The sequence below is a fragment of the Pseudomonas sp. 8AS genome (assembly GCF_902506505.1).
Lineage (GTDB): Bacteria > Pseudomonadota > Gammaproteobacteria > Pseudomonadales > Pseudomonadaceae > Aquipseudomonas.
Genome location: NZ_LR733406.1, coordinates 3,579,943 through 3,601,192 on the forward strand (window position 1 = coordinate 3,579,943; position 21,250 = coordinate 3,601,192).

Consider the following 21,250-nt stretch of genomic DNA (forward strand, 5'->3'; position numbering starts at 1 on the left):
CGGAGATGGTCATGCGCAACGCACTCCTCTGCCTGCTTCTCGCCCTCAGCCCGCTGGCCAGCGGCGAACCCTGGCACGTGGTCGGCGACGAGCAGTTCGCCCCCTACAGTTTCGTGCCGGTCGACAGCGACACGCCGCAAGGCCTGGATGTCGAGCTGGTCAACGCCGTGCTGGACGAAGCCAAGGTGGCCCACACCCTGCGCCTGTATCCCTGGGAACGGGTCAAGCGCATGCTCGACCGGCGCGAGGCGCAGATGGCCTTCCAGTTCGCCGGCACTCCCGAGCGCATGGCCCAGTATGAGCTGGCCGGGCCGATCCGCACCGGTTCCACCGTGTTCATGACCAGCCACAAGACCGCGATCCAGGACTGGCAACGGCTGGACGACCTGGCCCCCTACGTGATCGGCCAGGTCCGCGGCTATGCCTACGAGTCGCAATTCGATCAGGCCGACCTGGCCCGCGACACCAGCGCGCAGAACCCGCGGCAGCTGGTTTCCATGCTGCTGGCCGGGCGCATCGACATCATCGTCGGCGACCGCGCCCAGCTGCTGTACTTCGTGCGCGAGCAGCGCGCCCAGGACCACGTGCGCATCCTGCCGCACGCCCTGGTGCAGATGCCGCGCTACGTGGCGTTCGCCAAGGGCGACCAGGCCAGGGCCAGGCTGTTCGGCGCAGCCCTGCAGCGCCTGCAGGACAGCGGCAGGCTGCAGGCCATCTATAAACGCTGGGAATGAAAGGCCGACGTGCCGACGCGCCCCGGCGTGCATCCGGGGCCACGTGGCAGGTCGTGAGGGCTTTTAGCGGGCGCCTTGCGCGGCCCGCTGACGGCAGGCTTCGCCGAAGGCCTGGAAGATCTTCACCGACTCCGGGTTGCTCGCCGCGCGCCATTCCGGGTGCCACTGCACCGCTAGGGTGAACTGCGGCAGTTGCGGCGCGTGGATCGCCTCGATCAGGCCGTCCTCGGCATGGGCCAGCGCCTCCAGGCCTGCGCCCAGGGTCTTGATCGCCTGCCCGTGCAGGGAATTGACGCGGATTTCCTCGCGGCCCATCAGCTTGGCCAGCCAGCTGCCCGGTACCAGGCGCACGCCGTGGCTTTCGGCATACTGCACCTCCACCGGGTCATCGGTGTCTTCGCGGTGATCGCCGTAGCCCGGCTCCTCGTAGACCTTCTGGTGCATGTCGCCGCCCAGGGCCACGTTGATTTCCTGCATGCCGCGGCAGATGCCGAAGATCGGCAGGCCGCGGGCGATGGCCGCGTGGATCAGCGGCAGGTCGAACAGGTCGCGGTCGCGGTCCTGGGCCTTGCCGGGGGTCAGGTTGTCCTGGCCGTACAGGCTCGGGTCGATGTTGCTGCCGGCACCGGTGAGGTACACGCCATCGACCATGTCCAGGTACTGCTCGAGGTCATCGCTGCCGCAGCAGGTCGGCGCCAGCAGCGGCACACAACCGGACAGCTCGACCAGCGGCACGATGTATTTGTGGGTCATCACCTGGTAGTCATGACCTTTGCGTTCCTGGCTGCCCATGGACATCAGGACGACGGGTTTGCGGGGAGTTTTCGCGGGGCTTGCAGTGTTGTTGTTAGACATACGTCACCTTGGGACGGGCCGGGGCCCGTCATTGCTGTGCAGGTGCGCGGCATCGGCCGGACGCTACCTGTTTTTGCAGGTTCGGTAACTGTCACGCACAGGGCGAGCGGCTTGGGCAACACCCCTTCCACGGGTCTGTCGTAGAACCCTGGAACGCCCCGCCGGGGAAAGCCGGCAAGCGCTGGTCGTCTGCCCGAGCCGGCCTGTTGGCAGTCGGAACCTGCTAGCCAGTCTGCCAAAGCCGTAAAATATGTCAAACATGGCACACGGATTTCAGACGGGTTTTCTTTGCAAAACCGGCCTACAACCTGCTAACGGCAAGGACTGGCACGCGACAAAGAATATTTTTCCGCCGTTCATAGTCCAATATATTTTACGAAGCTTTTCTCACCACCAATCCGTACACCCCCGCCCCGGCACTGCAGCGGCAGGACGCTCATAAACAGCAGGCTCGCCCAGGCGACGCGAGCAAAGCCGGCAGCAGCTGAACGGGCGCCGCGCGCGGCGGTTTTACACAGGCTTTACATTGCCGCTGGAAACTATCCCGGGCCCCGCAGTCGAACTCTGTAACCGGGAACGACCGGTTTCCAGAGGAGTTTCGAACATGCGTGCGCGTCTTCCCCTTATCACCGGCCTGATTGTCAGCCTGGCCCTGCTCGGCCAGGCTCCGGCACACGCGGCAGACAGCGGCGATGTAGCCGCCGGCGTGGTGCTAGGGGCCGTGGTCGGCGGCGTCATCGCCAGCCACACCCGGCCGGTGCGGGTCTACGAGGCGGAGCCGGTGTACTACTCGCCGCCGGTGGCCTATTACCCGCCGCAGCCGGTGTATTACGAGCCGCGCCCGGTCTACTACACATCCGGCCCGGTGTATTACGTGCCGCGCCACCATAGGCATGGGCACGGCCATCGCCACCATCACCGCCACCACGACCGTCGCTGGTAAACCCAAGCCCCGCACCCGCGGGGCTTTTTCTTGTGCGGGCCAGCGGTGAGGTCATGGGCAGGTTGGCGTTGCGCGTATCACAGCCCCGCGCCTGGCGCAAAGGTGCGGGGGCTGCGCCCGTTTCTTGCGCGGGGTTCGCGGCCGCAGCCGCCTCAATGGGCGCGGTTGGGCGCGGCGGATGGGCGGTGGCGAATCTTCGCCCGGGGCGGTGGTCGATATGTTTAACCGGCGCCACCCGGTCGCAGAGGAGGTCTGATCATGCGTTCGCGTATTGCCCTCGTCGCTGTCCTGATCGCCAGCCTGATGCTGCTGGGCCAGCAACCGGCCCAGGCGTCGGATCGCGATGCCGTGATTGCCGGGGCGGTCGTCGGCGGGCTGGTCGGCGGTGCCATCGGTGCCGGCTACCCGGTGGGCGTGTATGTGCCGCCGCCACACGTGGTGTACTACCCGCCGCAACCGGTCTACTACCCCATGTACTACCCGCCCTACCGGGTGGTGATCAGTCCGTACTACCGCTACCCGTATCGCTACCATCATCACCGCCACCATCGCCACGGCGGCCATCGCGACTATCACGGGCACCGCTGGTAGCCAACAGCCCTGCCGCCGCGGGGCGGTGGATGCCCCTCTAACCGCCAGCCGCAGCGCCAGCACGACGCTTGTGGGGGAGCGGATTCACTTTGGTGCTTCGGGGCGGGTGGTGGTAGCGCCAGGCTTGCTGACTGGCTAGTCAGCTATGGCTTTGAGCCAGGATTTCGCAGTAAGGTCGGTGTATACCTGCCACAAGGATGAAGCATGGCCCTCAAGCCCACCACCAGCCGCCAGCAGAAGCACCTCGCGGTGCTGATCGACGCCGACAACGCCTCCGCCGCCATAGTCGAAGGACTGTTCGAGGAAATCGCCAAGTACGGGCTTGCCAGTGTCAAACGCATCTATGGCGATTGGACCCTGCCCAATCTTGGCGGCTGGAAGCAGGTGCTGCTGGATTACTCCATACAACCTATCCAGCAGTTCGCCTACACCAAGGGCAAGAACGCCACCGACAGTTCGTTGATCATCGACGCCATGGACCTGCTCTACACCCGGCGTTTCGACGGCTTCTGCCTGGTTTCCAGCGACAGCGACTTCACCCGGCTGGCCGCGCGGTTGCGTGAGGAAGGGCTGGAGGTGATCGGCTTTGGCGAACAGAAGACGCCCAAGCCGTTTGTGACAGCTTGCGACAAGTTCATTTACACCGAGTTGCTTCGTGCTGACGCCGACATACCCGAAAGCGAGCCGACCACCCCCACTACGACGCCCGATACGCCCGCTCCCAAGGCAGAAAGCCAGCCTGCAACTACACCTGTACCGGCAGCAGTCGCGCCGCAAAAGATTCCAGTGAAATTGATCACCAAGGTAATTGACGATATTTCCGATGAGGAAGGCTGGGGGCATATGGCTGCGCTGGGGGAAAACCTGCGCAAGTTGAAATCTGACTTCGACCCGCGGCTGTATGGCTACAAAAAACTCACTGACCTGATCAAAGCGCGCAACGGCCAGTTCGAGCTACAAGAGCGTGGCACTACAGCGACAGGGGGCAAGGTGCTGTATGTGCGTAACCGCAAGTCTGGCAAGTGAGCCCGAACAAACTCGGCACCGGCATAGACCTCGCGTGTCACACGGCACACTTTCCTCGGCTTTGGACTACAGGTTTCGCCTCGCACGGCGAGTCACTTTCTCTTTGCGCGCGCAAAGAGAAAGTAACCAAAGAGAAAGCGCGCCCGACATCCGGGTTTCGCTGCGCTCGACTGATTCGCTTCGCTCACCCTTCGGGCCAGCCTTCGGCTGTTACTCCGCTACGCTCCGTTTCCCTCCTCCGGTGCCGCTCCGGGGGCCGGCTTACAAGGGCCGTCCCTGGCCCTTTAAGCCTCTCGCCGCATCCATGCGGCTCGTCCCCCTACGCAACACCTACGCTCGGCCTCCTGACGGGGAGTTTGCGCGCATGAAGGTTTCACGTTTCAGGCCGCTCGGCATTGTCGGTATGTCCCGCCGTAGGGCGGGTGCAACCCGCGCCGCCGGCCCATGCGGGTTTCACCCGCCCTACTCGATCGTTCCCACGCTCCGCGTGGGCATGCAGCCACAGACGCTCCGCGTCTGCGGGACGCGGAGCGTCCCAGGATGGGTTCCCACGCAGAGCGTGGGAACCATCAAAGAGCAAGAAAAGAACTCAAACGCCAACACCACACTGCCGCCCTTGCACCAACAGGTCGGGCCGGGATCGGGTCCCGTCAGGAGGCTGAAACGCAGCGAAGCGAAGTAACAGCCGAAGGCTGGCCCGAAGGGCGAGCGAAGCGAGTAGTGGAATCGTTGCGTAAGGGGTTGAGCGGCATGGATGCCGCGAGAGCCGCGATGGGCCAGGGATGGCCCTTCGCGGCGGGCCCCTGGAGCAATGATGGAACGAAGGGAGTCTCGCGCAGCGAGACCCGGATGTCGGGTGTGCTTTCTCTTTGGTTACTTTCTCTTTGCACAAGCAAAGAGAAAGTAACTCGCCGGGAAGGCGAAAAGCGTAGTTTCGGAGTTAGCAAAAGCTCCGATGAGCTCCAATGGTGGACAAGCGAAGCGTTGTCCACCCTACGGATATCCAGGCTACTTGCTTGATCGTTCCCACGCTCCGCGTGGGAATGCAGCCACATACTCTCCGCGTCTGCGGGACGCAGAGCGTCCCCGGATGGGTTCCCACGCGGAGCGTGGGAACGCGGGCCTGACGTTGCTTAGAAGTGGTAGGCCAGTCCCAGCGACAGGGTCTGGGTCTTGAAATCCACCTTGTCCTTGATGGTGCTACTCAGGCCGGCGAAGGTTGGATTGGTAACGGCGTACGAGGTATCCACCGAACCGTAATCGGCATACAGGTACTCGCCCCGCAGGGATAGACGCTCGCTTAGCGCATATTCACCACCAGCCCCCACAACCCAACCGGTTTTGCTCTCTTCACTGGAACCATGGCCGCTGCCCCCGAGGCCGGAGGTGTCAGCATAATTGCTCTCCACCTTAAGCCGGGACAGCGCAATGCCACCGGTCAGGTAGGCCAGCCAACGGCCCTCGGCTAGGCCAAGGCGGGCACGCAGGGTGCCTTGCCAGTCGGCCTCAACAGACTGATTGAGGGTGAAGGTCGAGGCTGGGTCACTCAAGTAGGTTTGCGTAGCTGGATTGTGGCTCTCATCGAAACTCAGACTATTGAGACTGGCTTCCACGCCCCAGTACAGATTGCCCTGTTGCCACCCATAGCCACCAAACAGGCCGCCCGAAGCATTCCATTGCGAGACACTGCCATCGCCCGCATTACCCAACTGTTGCGGATCAGTGGTGGTGAAGTAATCGCTAGTGCCACCTACAGAAGCATGAGTCGAGGTATCCCCCTTACCCTCAGCAGCACCCAGGCTGGCACCGAAGTACGCACCTGACCAGTCGCGGGCAGACGAACTATCGGCATAAGCCAGGGCGGGAAGCAGATTGGCAGCGCCCAGTAGACTGAGGGCAACAAGGTATGAGTGGCGCAATGCAGGTCTCCTTACATAGGGGCGGCGTCAGCCGAAGGGCCTACTGATTATTGACAAAGGCATGGCGTATGGCCAGCAATTTGCCGCTTCGCTGGGGCTCGCAGCGCAAGCCCCAGCGAAGGCTCAGGCGCTCACTGTCACTTTTTTGCGCTCAGACCTCTTCGCCTGATACTCCCTCGCCGCCTCATGAAACGCCCCAATCAGCGCGTTGTAATCCGCCTTCTCCCAATAGCGATACTCCGGATGCCACTGCACCCCGACAGCAAACGCCTTGGCACCAATCACGCTGACCGCCTCGATCTGTCCGTCCTCACAGACGGCTTCGACCTGTAGACCCTCGCCGAGCCGATCAATCCCCTGCCCATGCAGCGAATTGACCTCGATCTCGCGCTCGCCGAGCAGCTTGTGCAGCACCCCGCCCTCGGTCAGGGCGACCTTGTGCATCGGGCCGTAGGCCACGTCGTCCGGCACGTCCTTCACTTCGCGGTGATCCAGGCGACCTTCCACCTCATGCACCTCGCGGTGCAGGGTGCCGCCGTACAGCACGTTGAGTTCCTGCACGCCACGGCAGATGCCGAGGAAGGGAATGCCCCGCTCGATGCAGGCGCGCATCAGGCGTAGCACGGTGGCGTCGCGGGGTTGGTCGGCCAGGCCCAGGCCGGGATGCTCATCGCCGTAGCAGCTGGGGTGCACGTTGGACAGCGAGCCGCCGAACAGGATGCCGGAGACGCTGTCGAGCACGGTTTCCATGTCCAGGTCGTCGCCGAAGGCCGGGATCATCAGCGGGAAGGCGTCGAAACCGGTGACCGCGTGAATGTACTTCTCGCCCACCAGATGGAACCAGCCGATATCACGACTCGTCAGCTGCCAGCGGCACAGGGGAAGGCCAATCATGGGTTTGTTCATTGCAAGGGTGTCCTCTTCTTGTGATGGAAGTGGGCTGCCCTTGGGAGAGCGGGCTTGCGGGTCACGTGGCCGTGAGTCCGCTCACCCAAGGGGTGCCGTAACCGGCCAGGCCGGGCACTGCACCAATGCCGCGCCCGCGCGGCAGGGGTATTGCCAAACGATGTAACCGTGTTGCGCTGCCGGCTCTTGGTAGGAGGGACCTTGGCCGCGACCGCAGGCAACGCCAAAAGCGTCGCGGCCAAGGCCCCTCCTACAGGAGCTATCGCGGCTGAAGCCGCTCCCACAAAAGCAAAAGCCCGGCACACAAGGAAGGGCCGGTCTTGCGACCAGCCCCGGTGTTTACTCAGCCATTGCTCGGGAAGGCGAACTGCGCCGCCTCGTGGCTGGCGCGCTGCGGCCAGCGCTGGGTGATGGTCTTGCGCTTGGTGTAGAAGCGCACGCCGTCCGGGCCGTAGGCATGCAGGTCGCCGAACAGCGAGCGCTTCCAGCCGCCGAAGCTGTGGTAGGCCACCGGCACCGGCAGCGGCACGTTGACGCCGACCATGCCGACTTCGATCTCGTCGCAGAACAGCCGCGCCGCTTCACCGTCGCGGGTGAAGATGCAGGTGCCGTTGCCGTATTCGTGGTCGTTGATCAGCTGCATCGCCTCTTCCAGGCTGCCGACGCGGACGATGCACAGCACCGGGCCGAAGATTTCTTCCTGGTAGATGCTCATCTCGGCGGTGACGTGGTCGAACAGGCTGCCGCCGAGGAAGTAGCCGGCCTCACAGCCCGGTACCACCAGGCCGCGGCCGTCGACCACCAGGGTCGCGCCCTGGGCGACGCCGGCGTCGACATAGCCCTTGACCTTGTCCCGCGCCGCGCCGGTAACCAGCGGGCCCATGTCGAGGCCGCAGGAGGTGCCGGCACCGATCTTCAGTTCGCGGATTTTCGGGCTCAGCTTGGCCACCAGGGTATCGGCCACCTGGTCGCCCACGGCGACCACCACGGAGATGGCCATGCAGCGCTCGCCGCAGGAGCCGTAGGCGGCGCCCATCAGGGCGTTGACGGTGTTGTCGATGTCGGCGTCGGGCAGCACCACGGCGTGGTTCTTCGCGCCGCCGAGGGCCTGCACGCGCTTACCGCGACGGTTGGCCTCGGTGTAGATGTATTCGGCGATCGGCGTCGAGCCGACGAAGCTGATGGCTTTGACTTCCGGCGCTTCGATCAGCGCGTCCACCGCTTCCTTGTCGCCGTTGATCACGCTGAGCACGCCATTCGGCAGGCCGGCTTCGCACAGCAGCTGGGCGATGAACAGGGTGGAGCTGGGGTCACGCTCGGACGGCTTGAGGATGAAGCAGTTGCCGCAGACGATGGCCAGCGGGTACATCCACAGCGGCACCATGGCCGGGAAGTTGAACGGGGTGATGCCGGCGACCACGCCCAGCGGCTGGTGGTCGGACCAGCTGTCGATGGCCGGCCCGGCGTTGCGGTTGTATTCGCCCTTGAGCAGCTCGGGGGCGCCACAGGCGTACTCGACGTTCTCGATGCCGCGCTGCAGTTCGCCGACGGCGTCTTCCAGGGTCTTGCCGTGTTCCTCGCTGATCATCGCGGCGATCTTGTCCTTGTTGGCTTCCAGCAGTTGCTTGAAGCGGAACATGACCTGGGCGCGCTTGGCCGGCGGGGTGTTGCGCCAGGCCGGGAAGGCGGCCTTGGCGGCGTCGATGGCGAGCTGGATGGTGGCGCGGTCGGCCAGTTCGACCTGGCGCACCGGCTCGCCGATGGACGGATTGAAGACCTGGGCGGTACGGCCGCTGCGCAGGGTGATTTCGCCGTTGATCAGGTGGGCGATGGTGCTCATGGGGTTATCTCTCACATGGAATTCGGTTAATCCCCTCATCCATCAATGGCGAGGGGGAAATGCTGGGTAGGATGGGTGGAGCGCAGCGATACCCATCGTGGGGCTGCGCCGGGTATCGGCGCGACGCGCCTCCACCCAACCTACGGGATTAGTCGAGGCTGTTCAGCACGTCGCCGACGGCGTTGAACAGGGTGTCCAACTGCTCGGGCTTAGTGTTGAAGGTCGGCCCGAACTGCAGGGTGTCGCCGCCGAAGCGCACGTAGAAGCCGGCGTTCCACAGCTTGATGCCGGCCTCGAACGGGCGGATCACGCCGTCGCCGTCCCGCGGGGCGAGCTGGATCGCGCCGGCCAGGCCGCAGTTGCGGATGTCGATGACGTGCTTGCCGCCCTTGAGGCCGTGCAGCTTCTCCTCGAACACTGGCGCCAGGGCGGCCGACTGCTCGATCAGCTGCTCGCGCTTGAGCAGCTCCAGGGTCGCCAGGCCGGCGGCGCAGGCCACCGGGTGGCCGGAGTAGGTGTAGCCGTGGCCGAACTCGACCATGTGCTCGGGGATAGCCTGCTGCATGAAGGTGTTGTAGATCTCGCTGGAGGCGATCACCGCGCCCAGCGGGATGGCGCCGTTGGTGACCTGCTTGGCGGTGTTCATGATGTCCGGGGTGACGCCGAAGTACTCGGCACCGGTCCACTTGCCCATGCGGCCGTAGGCGGTGATCACTTCGTCGAAGATCAGCAGGATATTGTGCTGGGTGCAGATCTCGCGCAGGCGCTGCAGGTAGCCGGTGGGCGGCACGATGACGCCGGCAGAGCCGGACATCGGCTCGACGATGACGGCGGCGATGTTCGAGGCGTCGTGCAGCTCGATCAGCTTGAGCAGCTCGTTGGCCAGCTCCACGCCGCCGGTCGCGGCCATGCCCTTGGTGAAGGCCAGGTGCGGCTGCAGGGTGTGCGGCAGGTGGTCGGCGTCCATCATCTGGCCGAACATCTTGCGGTTGCCGCCGATGCCGCCGAGGCTGGTGCCGGCGATGTTGACGCCGTGGTAGCCACGGGCGCGGCCGATGAACTTGGTCTTGCTCGGCTGACCTTTCAGGCGCCAGTAGGCCTTGGCCATCTTCACCGCGGTGTCGGCGCACTCGGAGCCGGAGTCGGTGTAGAACACGTGGTCGAGGCCGGCCGGGGTCAGCTCGGCGAGTTTCTCGGCCAGCTGGTAGGACAGCGGGTGGCCGTACTGAAAGCCCGGGGCGTAGTCGAGGGTGCCGAGCTGCTTGGCCACGGCTTCCTGGATTTCCTTGCGGTTGTGCCCGGCGCCGCAGGTCCACAGGCCGGACAGGCTGTCGAACACGCGGCGGCCCTTGTCGTCGATGAAGTAGTTGCCGTCGGCGCCGACGATCAGGCGCGGGTCGCGCTTGAAGTTGCGGTTGGCGGAAAACGGCATCCAGTGGGCATCCAGCTTGAGCTGGCTGGCCAGGGACGGGGTGGTGGTCTGCGGCATGTTCATCGTGGCTCTCCCGGAGCGGGACCTGTTTGTTGTTGCAGCGAAAGGTGCCACGGGCATAAAGTCACTAAAACACAACTCTTCTTATCCTTAGTTAAGCCAGAGCTAAACAATGAGCGTGCGCCGCCCCGATCCGCTGGCCCAGGTCAGCGATTTTGAAATCCGCCTGCTGCGCCTGTTCCGCAGCGTGGTCGAGTGCGGCGGCTTCTCCGCCGCGGAAAGCGTGCTGGGCATCGGCCGTTCGGCGATCAGCCAGCAGATGAGCGACCTGGAGCAGCGCCTGGGTTTGCGCCTGTGCCAGCGCGGCCGCGCCGGCTTCGCCCTGACCGAGGAAGGCCGCGAGGTGTACCAGTCGGCCCTGCAGCTGTTCGGCGCGCTGGAGAGCTTTCGCAACGGGGTCAACGGCCTGCACCGCGAGCTGCGCGGCGAGCTGCATATCGGCCTGACGGATAATCTCGTCACCGTGCCGCATATGCGCATCACCCACGCCCTGGCGCGGCTCAAGGAGCGCGGCCCGGACGTGCGCATCCAGATCCGCATGACCCCGCCGTCGGAAGTGGAACAGGGCGTGCTGGACGGCAGCCTGCACGTCGGCGTGGTGCCGCAGAGCGTGGCGCTGTCCGGCCTGGAGTACCAGCCGCTGTATGGCGAGCGTTCGCAGCTGTACTGCGCGGTGGGCCACCCGCTGTTCTATGTGGACGACGCACAGCTGTCCGACAGCCGCCTGAACGCCCAGGAGGCGATCGCCCCGACCTTCCGCCTGCCGGCGGACATCCAGGCGCGCTACCAGGTGCTCAACTGCACGGCCAGCGCCTCGGACCGCGAAGGCATGGCCTTCCTCATCCTCACCGGGCGCTATATCGGCTACCTGCCCGACCACTACGCCCAGCAGTGGCTGCAGCAGGGCCGCCTGCGCGTGCTCAAGCCGGCGTCGCGCTTCTACGAGCTGACCCTGGCCTCGGTGACGCGCAAGGGCCGCCGCCCGCAACTGGTGCTGGAGAGTTTTCTCGAGGCCCTGGCGGAAAGTGGCAACTAGGCAGCGGCGGCGCCAGCTGGAACGCCAGTGCCAGCTGGCCTGCGGCGCCTGACCGGCGGGTTCTAAAACTGTCCTGAAAGACGGTTTTCTGGCGCAGATCCGGCAATTTGCCCGGCAATCAGCCCTCTTCTTCGCAATTGCACACGTTTTTGACGCACAAGGGTTGTTTCGCGCCCCGCGCTGGGGTATCTGTTCGTCATCAACCCGTTGATTTGTAGGGAATCCCTCGATGCCCGCTGTGACCTCAGCCGTTACCAGCTCCGCCAAGCCTGCCGGCCGTATCCGTCAGAAGAACGAAAACGCCATCATCGCCGCCGCCGAAGAGCAGTTCGCCCGTCACGGCTACAAGGGCACCAGCATGAACACCATCGCCCAGGCGGTGGGTCTGCCCAAGGCCAACCTGCACTACTACTTCAACAACAAGCTCGGCCTGTACGTGGCGGTGCTGAGCAATATCCTCGACCTGTGGGACGCCACTTTCAGCAACCTGAGCGTGGACGACGACCCGGCCGAAGCGCTCTCCCGCTACATCCGCGCCAAGATCGAGTTCTCCCGCAGCCAGCCGCTGGCCTCGCGCATCTTCGCCATGGAGGTGATCAGCGGCGGCGAGTGCCTGACCGGCCACTTCACCCAGGACTACCGCGACTGGTTCCGCGGCCGCGCGGCGGTGTTCCAGGCCTGGATCGACGCCGGCAAGATGGACCCGATCGACCCGGTGCACCTGATCTTCCTGCTGTGGGGCAGCACCCAGCATTACGCCGACTTCGCCAGCCAGATCTGCCGCCTGACCGGCAAGAGCAGCCTGAAGAAGAGCGACTTCGAGGAAGCCGCCAGCAACCTGGAACGCATCATCCTCAAGGGCTGCGGGCTGACGCCCAAGGCACGCTGAGCCTTACGACGGTGGCGGCGCCGGGCTCAGCGCTGGCGCCGCTTGCCGGTGATCATCGACAGCGGCAGGTTCTCGCCCAGGCGCAGGCTCTCCACCACAGCCGCCAGCAGGTGCGCGCCGACCAGGGCCATCAGGCCGTTGGCGAAGACTTCGTGGAGCTCCTCGATCCAGTCCTCGCCCCAGAAGTAGTCGACCTCCTCCATCAGGTAGCCGCTCAGGCCGAGGCCGAGCATCGCCGCCATCATCAGGATCATCACCAGGCCGCCCAGCGGCGAATGGCCGAGGCGGTGGTGCGGCTGCCCGCCGAGCAGGGCGCGCAGGTGCGCGGCCAGGCGCGCGCGGGTCGGCCAGAAGTCCGCCCAGCGCGCCGCCGGCGAGCCGATGAAGCCCCACACCACGCGAATGGCCAGCCAGGCCACGGCGTAATAGCCGAACCAGCGGTGCCAGGCCTCGCCCTCTTCGGTGAAGAAGTAGTTGGCGATGAAGGCACCGGCCATGGACCAGTGGAACAGGCGTACCACGGGGTCCCAGAGGCGCAGGGTGGGGTGGCTCATGTCAGTCGATCTCGCTCTTCACCGCCTTGCCGGTGACCGGGTCGAAGTAGATTTCGACCTTCTGCTTGTCCTTGTTCCAGCCGTAGATCTCGTAGCAGTTGCCGCTGGTGACCTTGAACTTCTTGATCTCGTAGCCTTCGGCCTTGAGGTTTTCCTGGAACTTGGCCTGATCCTGCCACTGCGCCTTGTCGGCGGTGGTGCATTGCGGGCCGGCAAAGGCCAGGGGGCTGGCGATGGCCAGGGAGAGCAGGAGCACGTTACGCATGGGAGTTGCCTCGGGTGGGTTGGAATCTGCGCACAATCTGCCCGCCCAGGCTTAAAGCAATCTTAAGACGGCGCAACCGGCGACCGCCGGCTCGCCTGCCTGCGCAGGACCTAGCGGGAGAAACCCTACAGCCGGGCGGTTTTCCTGGCCGGTGAAATAGCCGACCATGCGCCCAGTGCCAGCCCGACTAAGCTGGAGCCTTGTTCCGTCGTCTTGCCCCGCCGTGGAGCCCGCCCATGAAAGCCATCGCCTACTACCAGTCCCTGCCCATCGACCACCCCGAGGCCCTGCAGGATGTGCAACTGGCCGAGCCGCAGGCGGGCGCCCACGACCTGCTGGTGGAGGTCAAGGCCATCTCGGTCAACCCGGTGGACACCAAGATCCGCCGCAACGTGTCGCCAACGGACGGCCAGGCCAAGGTGCTCGGCTGGGACGTGGCCGGCGTGGTCAAGGCCGTCGGCGCCGAGGTCAAGCAGTTCCGCCCGGGCGACCGGGTGTTCTACGCCGGCGCCATCGACCGCGCCGGGGCCAACAGCGAGCTGCACGTGGTGGATGAGCGCATCGTCGGGCGCATGCCCGGCTCGCTGGATTTCGCCCGCGCCGCCGCCCTGCCGCTGACCGCCATCACCGCCTGGGAGCTGCTGTTCGAGCGCCTGCAGATTGCCGAAGGCCGGGGCGAGCAGCAGAGCCTGCTGATCGTCGGCGCGGCCGGCGGCGTCGGTTCGGTGCTGGTGCAACTGGCCCGCTGGCTCACCGGCCTGACGGTGATCGGCACCGCCTCGCGCGCCGAGACCCGCGACTGGGTGCAGGCGCTCGGCGCCCACCATGTGATCGACCACAGCCTGCCGCTGAGCGAGGAGCTGCAGCGCATCGGCATCGGCCAGGTCAGCCACGTCGCCAGCCTGACCCACACCGACCAGCACTTCGAGCAGATCGTCGAGGCCCTGGCCCCCCAGGGCCGCCTGGCGCTGATCGACGATCCGGCGCAGCTCGACGTGGTCAAGCTCAAGCGCAAGAGCCTGTCGCTGCACTGGGAGTTCATGTACACCCGCTCGCTGTTCCAGACCGCCGACATGATTGAGCAGCACCGCCTGCTCAACCGGGTCAGCCAGCTGGTCGACGACGGCGTGCTGCAGACCACCCTGGCCGAGCATTTCGGCCCCATCAACGCGGCCAACCTGCGCCGCGCCCATGCCCTGCTGGAAAGCGGCAAGGCACGCGGCAAGATCGTCCTCGAAGGGTTCTGAGGGCGAGTGCCGTTGGCGGCGGCGGACGCCAACCCGGTTCGCACAAAAATAGCCATGCCCCGCTAGCGCGGGCGGGGTCTGGCTGGCTACTCTCTGGCAAAGACCGGCGCAGGCCGGCAAAGGATCTGTCTGGCTGGGAGCGCGCGCACCGATGACCCTGCAACCCGTGGAAACCCTGCTGGCCGCCGTGCTGGTCCTGCTGCTGGGGCGAACGGTCAATCGCCTGATCCCCTTTCTGTCGCGCTACAACATTCCCGACCCGATCACCGGCGGCCTGCTGGTCGCCCTCGGCATGCTGCTGCTCGGCAGCACGGCGGACTTCAGCCTGGAGTTCGACGTCGCCCTCAAGCCGGTGCTGCTGCTGGCCTTCTTCGCCGCCGTGGGGCTGTCGGCCAACCTCAGCCTGCTGCGCCAGGGCGGCAAGCGCCTGCTGTGGTTCGTGCTGATCCTGGCGCCGTTCCTGCTCCTGCAGAACCTCACCGGCATCCTCATCGCATGGGGCCTGGACCTGCACCCGCTGATGGGCCTGGTCGGCGGCAGCATCACCCTGGTCGGCGGCCATGGCACGGGCGCGGCCTACGCCGAGCGCTTCGCCGAGGTGAACAACATCCAGTCGATCATGGAACTGGCGATGACCGGCGCCACCCTCGGCCTGGTGCTCGGCGGCATCTGCGGCGGACCGCTGGCGCAGTGGCTGATCAAGCGCCACCAGCTGGCCGGCGCCGACGGTCATGCCGGCGTCGCGCAGATCGCTGCCGGCAGCGACGATTCGCCGATCAGCGCCGGCAACCTGGTGCCGGTCCTGGCTGCGGTGCTGCTGGCCGTCCTGGCGGGAAGCTGGCTGGCGGATCTGGTCAGCGGCGCGCCGGTCACCCTGCCCAGTTTCCTCTGGTGCCTGCTGCTCGGCGTACTGATCCGCAACGGCGGCCAGCTGATCGGCCTGCGCCTGAACGATGCCGCCATCGAGCTGATTTCCAGCCTGACCCTGGCGCTGTTCCTGGCCATGACCATGATGGCCCTGAACCTGGCCAGCGTGGCCAGTCTGGCCGGGCCGCTGCTGCTGATCCTGCTCGGCCAGCTGGTCGTGGTGCTGGTCTACGGCGGCCTGCTGGTCTACCGCGCGGTCGGCCGCGACTACGAGAGCGCGGTGATGTCGGCGGCCTTCTGCGGTTTCGCCATGGGCGCCACGGCGACCGCCATCGCCAACATGCAAGCCATCGTGCAGCGCTACGGCCCGGCGCCCCAGGCGTTCCTGGTGGTGCCGCTGGTCGGCGCCTTCCTCATCGACCTGCTCAATGCCCTAGTCCTCACCGGGTTCCTGGCGCTGCCGGGAATGGGGGGTTGAACATGCGGCGGCTACTCGCGATTGCCCTGCTGGCCCTGCTCGCCGCCTGCTCGCGCGGCCCCGACCAGGCCAGCCTGGAGGCCGACCTGCGGCAGCGCCTGGAGCAGGCCTTCGCCACCGACAGCCTGAGCCTGGCCACGCTGCAGCGGCGCGGCTCGGCCAGCGACGTGAACGCCCCGGATGGCGAGAAGCGCGTGCTGATCTACTTCGATGCCGAGCTGCGGGTGGAGCGCGACCAGGACTTCGGCTCCTGGGACTCCCCCGGCGTGGCCAGCCTGATCAGTGCGCTGGGCGCCGGCCCGCGCGGCTTGTCCGGCATCGAAAGCGGCGGCAACCAGCGCGGCGACCTGCTGCGCGCCCACGGCAGCCTGATCTACCGCGAGCAGGACGGCGCCTGGCTGGCCGTGGTGCCGCAAGGCTTCACCGCGCCCCGCGCGCCACAGCCAAGCAATGCCAGCAGCACCCGCGAATCGCTGGTGCTGGCCATCGGCACCGCGCTGAACCTCTCCCCCGGCGGTACCGGCAGCACCGAACGGCAGATCATCAGCGACGAACTGGAACGCTCGCTGAACAATATCCAGGGACGCCTGAGCCGCCTGCAGCACGGCTACCCGATGGCCGGCGGCCCGCAGTCCGGGCAGTACGCCAGTTTCGCCCGGGCCATGAGCGCCGGGCTGCTCGAACAGGGCATGAAGGTGCAGCCGCTGACCACCGAAGGCGGCCTGGACAACCTGCGCCTGCTGCGCAGCGGCGAGGTGCTGCTGGCCCTGTCGCAGAGCGACGCCGCGCACTTTGCCGTGAGCGGCGCCGGGCCGTTCGAAGACGCCGGCCCGGACCGTGACCTGCGCGCCCTGGCCAGCCTCTATCCGGAGCCGGTGCACGTGCTGGTGCGCGCCGACAGCACGCTGCGCAGCATCGCCGACCTGCGCGGCAAGCGGATCAGCATCGGCCTGCCCGGCTCCGCCTCGCAGCACACCGCCCTGGCCATTCTCGCCGCCCACGGCCTGCAACCCGGCGACTTCGCCGAACTGCGCCGGCTCGACCTGCAGCAGGCCCTCGGCGCCCTGCGCGAACGGCAGCTGGATGGACTGATCCAGGTCATCGGCAGCCCGGCCGACAATATCCGCGCCGCCAGCGAAGCCTTCGCCCTGCGCCTGCTGCCGCTGGACGGCGATGCCATCAGCCGCCTGCAGCAGGAACGTCCCGGCAGCTTCGCCTACCAGCTGCCCCGGGGCAGCTACCCGGGGCAGACGGAACCGCTGGCGACCCTGGCGGTGAGCAGCCTGCTGCTGGCCAACCAGCAGCTGACCGGGCGCGAAGTCGAGCTGCTGGTGGGCCAGCTGTTCAGCCTCAAGGAACAATGGCTGCAGCATGGCAGCATCCAGGGCACCCAGCTGTCCGCGGACAACGCCCTGCGCGGCCTCGGCGTGCCCTTGCACGAAGGCGCCGAGAAGGCCCTGCAGAAGCTCAAGCCGCCCCGACCGTGACGGCGGCCGGGGCCCCTCCGCGCGCTGGCGCCCCGGCAATCGGCACGGCCCATATGACAAAGTGCCAGCAGGCCGGGCAGGAGCGGCTAGACTGAAGTTCAGCTTCGCCGCCCCAGGCAGTGGCACGGAGCCTCAAACACTGTCAGCACTGGGGGTTCAGGATGCAACCCACGGTTTCTCGGCCTTGGCGCCTGGCCGGTAGCTACGTTCTATTCAGCGCCCTATGGATCCTGTTCAGCGACTGGTTGCTGCTGTCCCTGAATCTCGAACAGGCCACCCTGAGTACCGCACAGACCTACAAGGGCCTGGCCTTCGTCGTGGTCAGCAGCCTGCTGATCCTGCTGCTGGCCAGGCGCGACCAGCACATCCAGCGCCGCCTGGAGAACAGCCTGCGGCGCAATGCCGAGCAGCTGCAGCAGACCCAGCGCGATGCCGGCCTGGGCAACTGGAGCTTCGCCGGCCGCTTCCACTGGTCCGCCGAGGCCCTGCGCCTGCTCGAACGCGACGCCACGCCCGCCGACAGCAGCCTGGAGGAGTTCCTCGGCTGGCTCCACCCCGCCGACCGCAACGCCGTGCAGCGTGCCCTGCTCGGCCTGTTCGAGGGCGGCGCGCCGCTGCAGGTCAACGCCCGCCTGAATCACCCGAACAACCAGGCGCCGGTGTGGCTGCTGCTGCGCGGCAAGCGCGATGCGGCCGGCAAGAGCCAGGGCAGCGTGCAGAACATCAGCTCGCAGAAACGCGACGAACAGGCCCTGCGCGAAAGCGAACAGCGCTTTCGCCAGCTGTTCGAGCAGACCCCGCGCATCGCCGTGCAGGGCTACGACCGCCAGCGCCGGGTGATCTTCTGGAACCAGGCCAGCACCCAGCTGTATGGCTACGAAGTGGCCGACGCCATGGGCCGCTGCCTGGAAGAGCTGATCGTGCCACCGCCGATGCGCCCCCAGGTGGTCAACGACATCAACGCCTGGATGATCGGCGGGCCGGCCATTACCGCCGGCGAGCTGACCCTGCAGCACCGCGACGGCAGCCCGGTGCACGTGTATTCCAGCCATCTGCTGCTGCGCAACGCGCGCAATCAGCTGGAGCTGTACTGCGTCGATATCGACCTGGGCCTGCAGAAGAAGGCCCATGCCGAACTGGAAGCCAGCGAGGCACGCTACCGCGAACTGGTGGAGCAGCTGCACGAGGCGATCTTCCTCACCGACAGCCGCGGCCGCCTGACCTTCCTCAACCCGTCCTGGCAGAGCATCACCGGGCACAGCATCGGCGAGAGCCTGGGTCGCCCGCTGCTCGACTTCATCGCCGCCGAACAGCGCGAAGCGCTCGGCCAGCGGATAGCCGCCATCCTCGCGCGCCAGGACAGCGGCTGGCTGGGGGAAACCCGCCTGCTCGAAGCCGACGGCCGCACGCGCTGGATCTCCCTGCGCCTGGCCGCCGGCGAGCAGCATGGCCTGGGCCTGCACGGCAGCCTCAGCGACATCCAGGAAAGGCGTCAGACCCAGGCCCTGCAGGAAGCGCGCAATGCCGTGCTGGACCGCATGCTGGCGCAGCGGCCGCTGCGCGAAACCCTCAACGACATGGTGTTGCGGCTGGAGTCGATCAACCCGGAAATGCGGGTCTCGATCATGCAGCTGGACAAGGGCCGCCTGCGCGTCCTGGCCGCGCCCAGCCTACCCAACAGCTACACCAGCGCCCTCGACAACCTGCCCGCGCAAAGCGGCCTGGGCAGTTGCAGCCACGCCGCCGCCAGCGGCGAGCTGAGCATAGTCGAGGACATCGCCAACCACCCGAACTGGGCCAGCTTCCGCGACCAGGCGGCCCTGGCTGGCGTGCGCGCCTGCTGGTCGCTGCCGTTCAAGAACGATGTCGGCGAGGTGCTCGGCGTGTTCGGCATCTACTACCGCCGCGTGGCCCGCCCGGCCCCCGAGGATATCGCCCTGGTCACCGAGTTCACCCGCCTCGCCGGCCTGGCCGTGCGCCAGCACCAGCGCGATGCCGAGCGCCTGCAGAGCGAGCTGCGCTTTCGCGCCACCTTCGAGCAGGCCGCGGTCGGCATTGCCCACCTGGCGCCCGACGGCCACTGGCTGCGGGTCAACCAGCGCCTGTGCCAGATGCTCGGCTACAGCCGCGACGACCTGCTCGAGCTGACCTTCCAGGACATCACCCACCCGGACGACCTGGGCAGCGACCTGCAGCAGGTCGAGCGCCTGCTCACCGGCGACATCGCCCGCTACAGCCTGGAGAAACGCTACACCCGGCGCGACGGCAGCCTGCTGTGGGCCAACCTGAGCGCCACCCTGGTACGCCACACCGATGGCGCGCCGCACTATTTCATCTCGGTGGTCGAGGACATCGGCCTGCGCAAGCAGCAGGAGCTGGCCCTGCAGCAGGCGGCGACGGTCTTCGAAAGCACCCAGGAGGCGGTGGTCATAGTCGATGCCAACCGGCGCATCCTCACCAGCAACCCGGCCTTCACCGGCATCACCGGCCTCAGCCCGCAGCAGGCCATCGGCCGCCGCCTGCCGCTGCTGCCCGGCAACAGCGTCGAGCGCACCCGCTACCGCACCCTGTGGCGCAAGGTGCAGGACAGCGGCCACTGGCAGGGCGAGCTGAGCAGCCGCCGCGAGGACGGCTCGCCCTTCCCCTTCTGGCTGACCGTCAGCCGGGTGCGCGGCAGTGACCCGCAACAGCCGCAGTACGTGCTGACCTTCACCGACCTTAGCCAGTATCGCGACAGCCAGGAGCGTCTGGCCCGCCTGGTGCACTTCGACACCCTCACCGACCTGCCCAACCGCCTGTTCGCCAACGAGCGCCTCAACCACGCCCTCGAACACGCCCAGCGGCACGACGAGCGGGTGGCCGTGCTGTTCTTCGACCTCGACCATTTCAAGACCATCAACGAAGGCCTCGGTCACAAGATCGGCGATGAGCTGCTGATCGCCGTGGCGCGCCGCCTGCAGCAGCGCCTGCGCAACGAGGACACCCTGGCGCGCCTGAGCAGCGACGAGTTCCTCGTCGTCCTGGAAAACCTGCAGCGCCCGGAGGAGGCCGCCAGCATCGCCCGCACCCTGCTCGCCCTGCTCGAACGGCCGCTGCAGATGAGCAACGGCCGCGAGGTCTACCTGGGCGCCAGCATCGGCATCAGCCTGTACCCGGACGACGGCCTGGCCAGCGACGAGCTGCTGCGCAATGCCGAAGCCGCCCTGCACCAGGCCAAGCAGGAGGGCCGCAACACCTACCGTTTCTACACCCAGGGCCTGACCCACCAGGCGCACAGCCGCCTGGCCCTGGAAGCACAGCTGCGCCAGGCGCTCAAGCGCAACGAATTCAGCCTGCACTACCAGCCGCTGCTGGATGCAGCCAGCGGCCGCGCCATCGGCGTGGAGGCCCTGCTGCGCTGGAACAGCGAGCAGGGCCTGGTCTCGCCGGCGCGCTTCATCCCCCTGGCCGAGGACACCGGGCTGATCGTGCCGATCGGCAACTGGGTACTGCGCGAGGCCTGCCGGCAGATGCAGTTCTGGCGCCAGCAGGGCCTGGACCTGCAAACCCTGGCGGTCAACCTGTCGCCACGCCAGTTCCGCCAGGCCGACCTGCTCCAGCAGGTGCGCGAGGCCCTGCATGACAGCGGCCTGCCGGCCGCCTGCCTGGAACTGGAGATCACCGAGGGGGCGCTGATGGACAACGTCGAGCAGGCGCGGGAAACCCTGATCGCCCTCAAGTCCCTCGGCCTCAAGCTGGCGGTCGACGACTTCGGCACCGGCTACTCGTCGCTGGCCTACCTGCGGCGCTTCCCGCTGGACAAGCTGAAGGTCGACCAGAGCTTCATGCAGGGGGTGCCCGAGGACCAGGCCAACCTGGAGATAGTCGCCACCATCGTCGGCCTGGCGCGCAACCTCAAGCTGCGCGTGCTGGCCGAGGGCGTGGAGACCCCGGCACAGCTGCAGGCCTTGCGCCAGCTGGGCTGCGAACAGTGCCAGGGCTACCTGTTCAGCCGCCCGCTGAGTGCCATTCAGCTGGTCAACTGGCTGCGCGGCGACCATCAGTCGGCCGGTTGACCCAGGTCATAAAACAGCCGCGGCAAGGGACTAGACTGCACTTTCTCTATCCTATGGAGGCGTGCA

17 protein-coding genes are annotated in these 21,250 nt (G+C 66.6%); 10 read left to right on the top strand and 7 right to left on the bottom strand.

The window, feature by feature from the left end; genetic code table 11:
• Window positions 1-11 precede the first annotated feature (11 nt).
• Window positions 12-734, top strand: coding sequence for an ABC transporter substrate-binding protein (locus tag GV001_RS16765; RefSeq protein ID WP_160081867.1), 723 nt, complete (start codon window positions 12-14; stop codon window positions 732-734).
• Window positions 735-797: 63 nt separating this feature from the next.
• Here the strand turns inward: GV001_RS16765 and GV001_RS16770 are convergent, their stop codons facing one another.
• On the bottom strand, window positions 798-1,589 hold the full coding sequence (locus GV001_RS16770; RefSeq protein WP_160081868.1) for a gamma-glutamyl-gamma-aminobutyrate hydrolase family protein: 792 nt from the start codon (window positions 1,587-1,589) through the stop codon (window positions 798-800).
• 604 nt (window positions 1,590-2,193) lie between these two features.
• Between GV001_RS16770 and GV001_RS16775 the strand changes: the two genes are divergently transcribed.
• The 3 genes from GV001_RS16775 to GV001_RS16785 all read left to right on the top strand — a co-directional run bounded on the left by GV001_RS16775 (window position 2,194) and on the right by GV001_RS16785 (window position 4,149).
• A complete protein-coding gene (locus tag GV001_RS16775) occupies window positions 2,194-2,532 on the top strand; it encodes a hypothetical protein (RefSeq protein ID WP_160081869.1) in 339 nt (112 codons plus the stop codon).
• A gap of 258 nt (window positions 2,533-2,790) precedes the next feature.
• The gene (locus tag GV001_RS16780) at window positions 2,791-3,123 is read left to right on the top strand and encodes a hypothetical protein (protein WP_160081871.1); all 333 of its coding nucleotides are present in this window, start codon (window positions 2,791-2,793) and stop codon (window positions 3,121-3,123) included.
• A gap of 204 nt (window positions 3,124-3,327) precedes the next feature.
• Entirely contained in the window at window positions 3,328-4,149 is an 822-nt protein-coding gene (locus GV001_RS16785; RefSeq protein ID WP_160081873.1) for an NYN domain-containing protein, read from the top strand.
• Window positions 4,150-5,282: 1,133 nt separating this feature from the next.
• On the opposite strand, the gene GV001_RS16790 is transcribed toward GV001_RS16785, so the two are convergent.
• The 4 genes from GV001_RS16790 to GV001_RS16805 form a co-directional block, all read right to left on the bottom strand.
• Window positions 5,283-6,068, bottom strand: a complete 786-nt coding sequence (locus tag GV001_RS16790) for an outer membrane protein (protein WP_160081875.1) — start codon at window positions 6,066-6,068, stop codon at window positions 5,283-5,285.
• 123 nt (window positions 6,069-6,191) lie between these two features.
• Window positions 6,192-6,962: a gamma-glutamyl-gamma-aminobutyrate hydrolase family protein gene (locus GV001_RS16795; protein ID WP_218583040.1), complete on the bottom strand. Its 771-nt coding sequence runs from the start codon at window positions 6,960-6,962 to the stop codon at window positions 6,192-6,194.
• A 355-nt stretch (window positions 6,963-7,317) separates the two neighbouring features.
• On the bottom strand, window positions 7,318-8,814 hold the full coding sequence (locus GV001_RS16800; protein ID WP_160081879.1) for a CoA-acylating methylmalonate-semialdehyde dehydrogenase: 1,497 nt from the start codon (window positions 8,812-8,814) through the stop codon (window positions 7,318-7,320).
• A 148-nt stretch (window positions 8,815-8,962) separates the two neighbouring features.
• Entirely contained in the window at window positions 8,963-10,309 is a 1,347-nt protein-coding gene (locus GV001_RS16805; RefSeq protein WP_160081881.1) for an aspartate aminotransferase family protein, read from the bottom strand.
• Between the two features lie 109 nt (window positions 10,310-10,418).
• Here GV001_RS16805 and GV001_RS16810 point away from each other — a divergent pair, with 109 nt between their 5' ends.
• Both GV001_RS16810 and GV001_RS16815 read left to right on the top strand, forming a co-directional pair.
• Complete coding sequence (locus GV001_RS16810) at window positions 10,419-11,342, top strand: LysR family transcriptional regulator (protein WP_160081883.1); 924 nt, start codon at window positions 10,419-10,421, stop codon at window positions 11,340-11,342.
• A 229-nt stretch (window positions 11,343-11,571) separates the two neighbouring features.
• A complete protein-coding gene (locus tag GV001_RS16815) occupies window positions 11,572-12,231 on the top strand; it encodes a TetR/AcrR family transcriptional regulator (RefSeq protein ID WP_160081885.1) in 660 nt (219 codons plus the stop codon).
• 26 nt (window positions 12,232-12,257) lie between these two features.
• Here the strand turns inward: GV001_RS16815 and GV001_RS16820 are convergent, their stop codons facing one another.
• Window positions 12,258-12,785 carry a cytochrome b/b6 domain-containing protein gene (locus tag GV001_RS16820; protein WP_160081887.1) on the bottom strand — a complete coding sequence of 176 codons (528 nt, stop codon included), beginning with the start codon at window positions 12,783-12,785 and terminating at the stop codon, window positions 12,258-12,260.
• 1 nt (window position 12,786) lies between these two features.
• Window positions 12,787-13,050: a PepSY domain-containing protein gene (locus GV001_RS16825; RefSeq protein WP_160081889.1), complete on the bottom strand. Its 264-nt coding sequence runs from the start codon at window positions 13,048-13,050 to the stop codon at window positions 12,787-12,789.
• Window positions 13,051-13,286: 236 nt separating this feature from the next.
• On the opposite strand from GV001_RS16825, the gene GV001_RS16830 reads away from it, so the two are divergent.
• From GV001_RS16830 to GV001_RS16845, 4 genes are all read left to right on the top strand, one after another.
• Window positions 13,287-14,297, top strand: coding sequence for a zinc-binding alcohol dehydrogenase family protein (locus GV001_RS16830; protein WP_160081891.1), 1,011 nt, complete (start codon window positions 13,287-13,289; stop codon window positions 14,295-14,297).
• 151 nt (window positions 14,298-14,448) lie between these two features.
• On the top strand, window positions 14,449-15,642 hold the full coding sequence (gene gltS, locus GV001_RS16835) for a sodium/glutamate symporter (RefSeq protein ID WP_160081893.1): 1,194 nt from the start codon (window positions 14,449-14,451) through the stop codon (window positions 15,640-15,642).
• A gap of 2 nt (window positions 15,643-15,644) precedes the next feature.
• Window positions 15,645-17,129: a TAXI family TRAP transporter solute-binding subunit gene (locus GV001_RS16840; protein WP_160081895.1), complete on the top strand. Its 1,485-nt coding sequence runs from the start codon at window positions 15,645-15,647 to the stop codon at window positions 17,127-17,129.
• Between the two features lie 161 nt (window positions 17,130-17,290).
• Complete coding sequence (locus GV001_RS16845) at window positions 17,291-21,184, top strand: EAL domain-containing protein (protein ID WP_160081897.1); 3,894 nt, start codon at window positions 17,291-17,293, stop codon at window positions 21,182-21,184.
• Window positions 21,185-21,250: the final 66 nt, after the last annotated feature.

Bases quoted from the DNA above. Each gene is read 5' to 3' on its own strand.
- GV001_RS16800 (WP_160081879.1), bottom strand. From the start codon at position 8,814: ATGAGCACCATCGCCCACCTGATCAACGGCGAAATCACCCTGCGCAGC.
- GV001_RS16795 (WP_218583040.1), bottom strand. From the start codon at position 6,962: ATGATTGGCCTTCCCCTGTGCCGCTGGCAGCTGACGAGTCGTGATATC.
- GV001_RS16825 (WP_160081889.1), bottom strand. From the start codon at position 13,050: ATGCGTAACGTGCTCCTGCTCTCCCTGGCCATCGCCAGCCCCCTGGCC.
- GV001_RS16780 (WP_160081871.1), top strand. From the start codon at position 2,791: ATGCGTTCGCGTATTGCCCTCGTCGCTGTCCTGATCGCCAGCCTGATG.
- GV001_RS16840 (WP_160081895.1), top strand. From the start codon at position 15,645: ATGCGGCGGCTACTCGCGATTGCCCTGCTGGCCCTGCTCGCCGCCTGC.
- GV001_RS16805 (WP_160081881.1), bottom strand. From the start codon at position 10,309: ATGAACATGCCGCAGACCACCACCCCGTCCCTGGCCAGCCAGCTCAAG.
- GV001_RS16815 (WP_160081885.1), top strand. From the start codon at position 11,572: ATGCCCGCTGTGACCTCAGCCGTTACCAGCTCCGCCAAGCCTGCCGGC.
- gltS (WP_160081893.1), top strand. From the start codon at position 14,449: ATGACCCTGCAACCCGTGGAAACCCTGCTGGCCGCCGTGCTGGTCCTG.
- GV001_RS16785 (WP_160081873.1), top strand. From the start codon at position 3,328: ATGGCCCTCAAGCCCACCACCAGCCGCCAGCAGAAGCACCTCGCGGTG.
- GV001_RS16810 (WP_160081883.1), top strand. From the start codon at position 10,419: ATGAGCGTGCGCCGCCCCGATCCGCTGGCCCAGGTCAGCGATTTTGAA.
- GV001_RS16765 (WP_160081867.1), top strand. From the start codon at position 12: ATGCGCAACGCACTCCTCTGCCTGCTTCTCGCCCTCAGCCCGCTGGCC.
- GV001_RS16820 (WP_160081887.1), bottom strand. From the start codon at position 12,785: ATGAGCCACCCCACCCTGCGCCTCTGGGACCCCGTGGTACGCCTGTTC.
- GV001_RS16845 (WP_160081897.1), top strand. From the start codon at position 17,291: ATGCAACCCACGGTTTCTCGGCCTTGGCGCCTGGCCGGTAGCTACGTT.
- GV001_RS16830 (WP_160081891.1), top strand. From the start codon at position 13,287: ATGAAAGCCATCGCCTACTACCAGTCCCTGCCCATCGACCACCCCGAG.
- GV001_RS16775 (WP_160081869.1), top strand. From the start codon at position 2,194: ATGCGTGCGCGTCTTCCCCTTATCACCGGCCTGATTGTCAGCCTGGCC.
- GV001_RS16770 (WP_160081868.1), bottom strand. From the start codon at position 1,589: ATGTCTAACAACAACACTGCAAGCCCCGCGAAAACTCCCCGCAAACCC.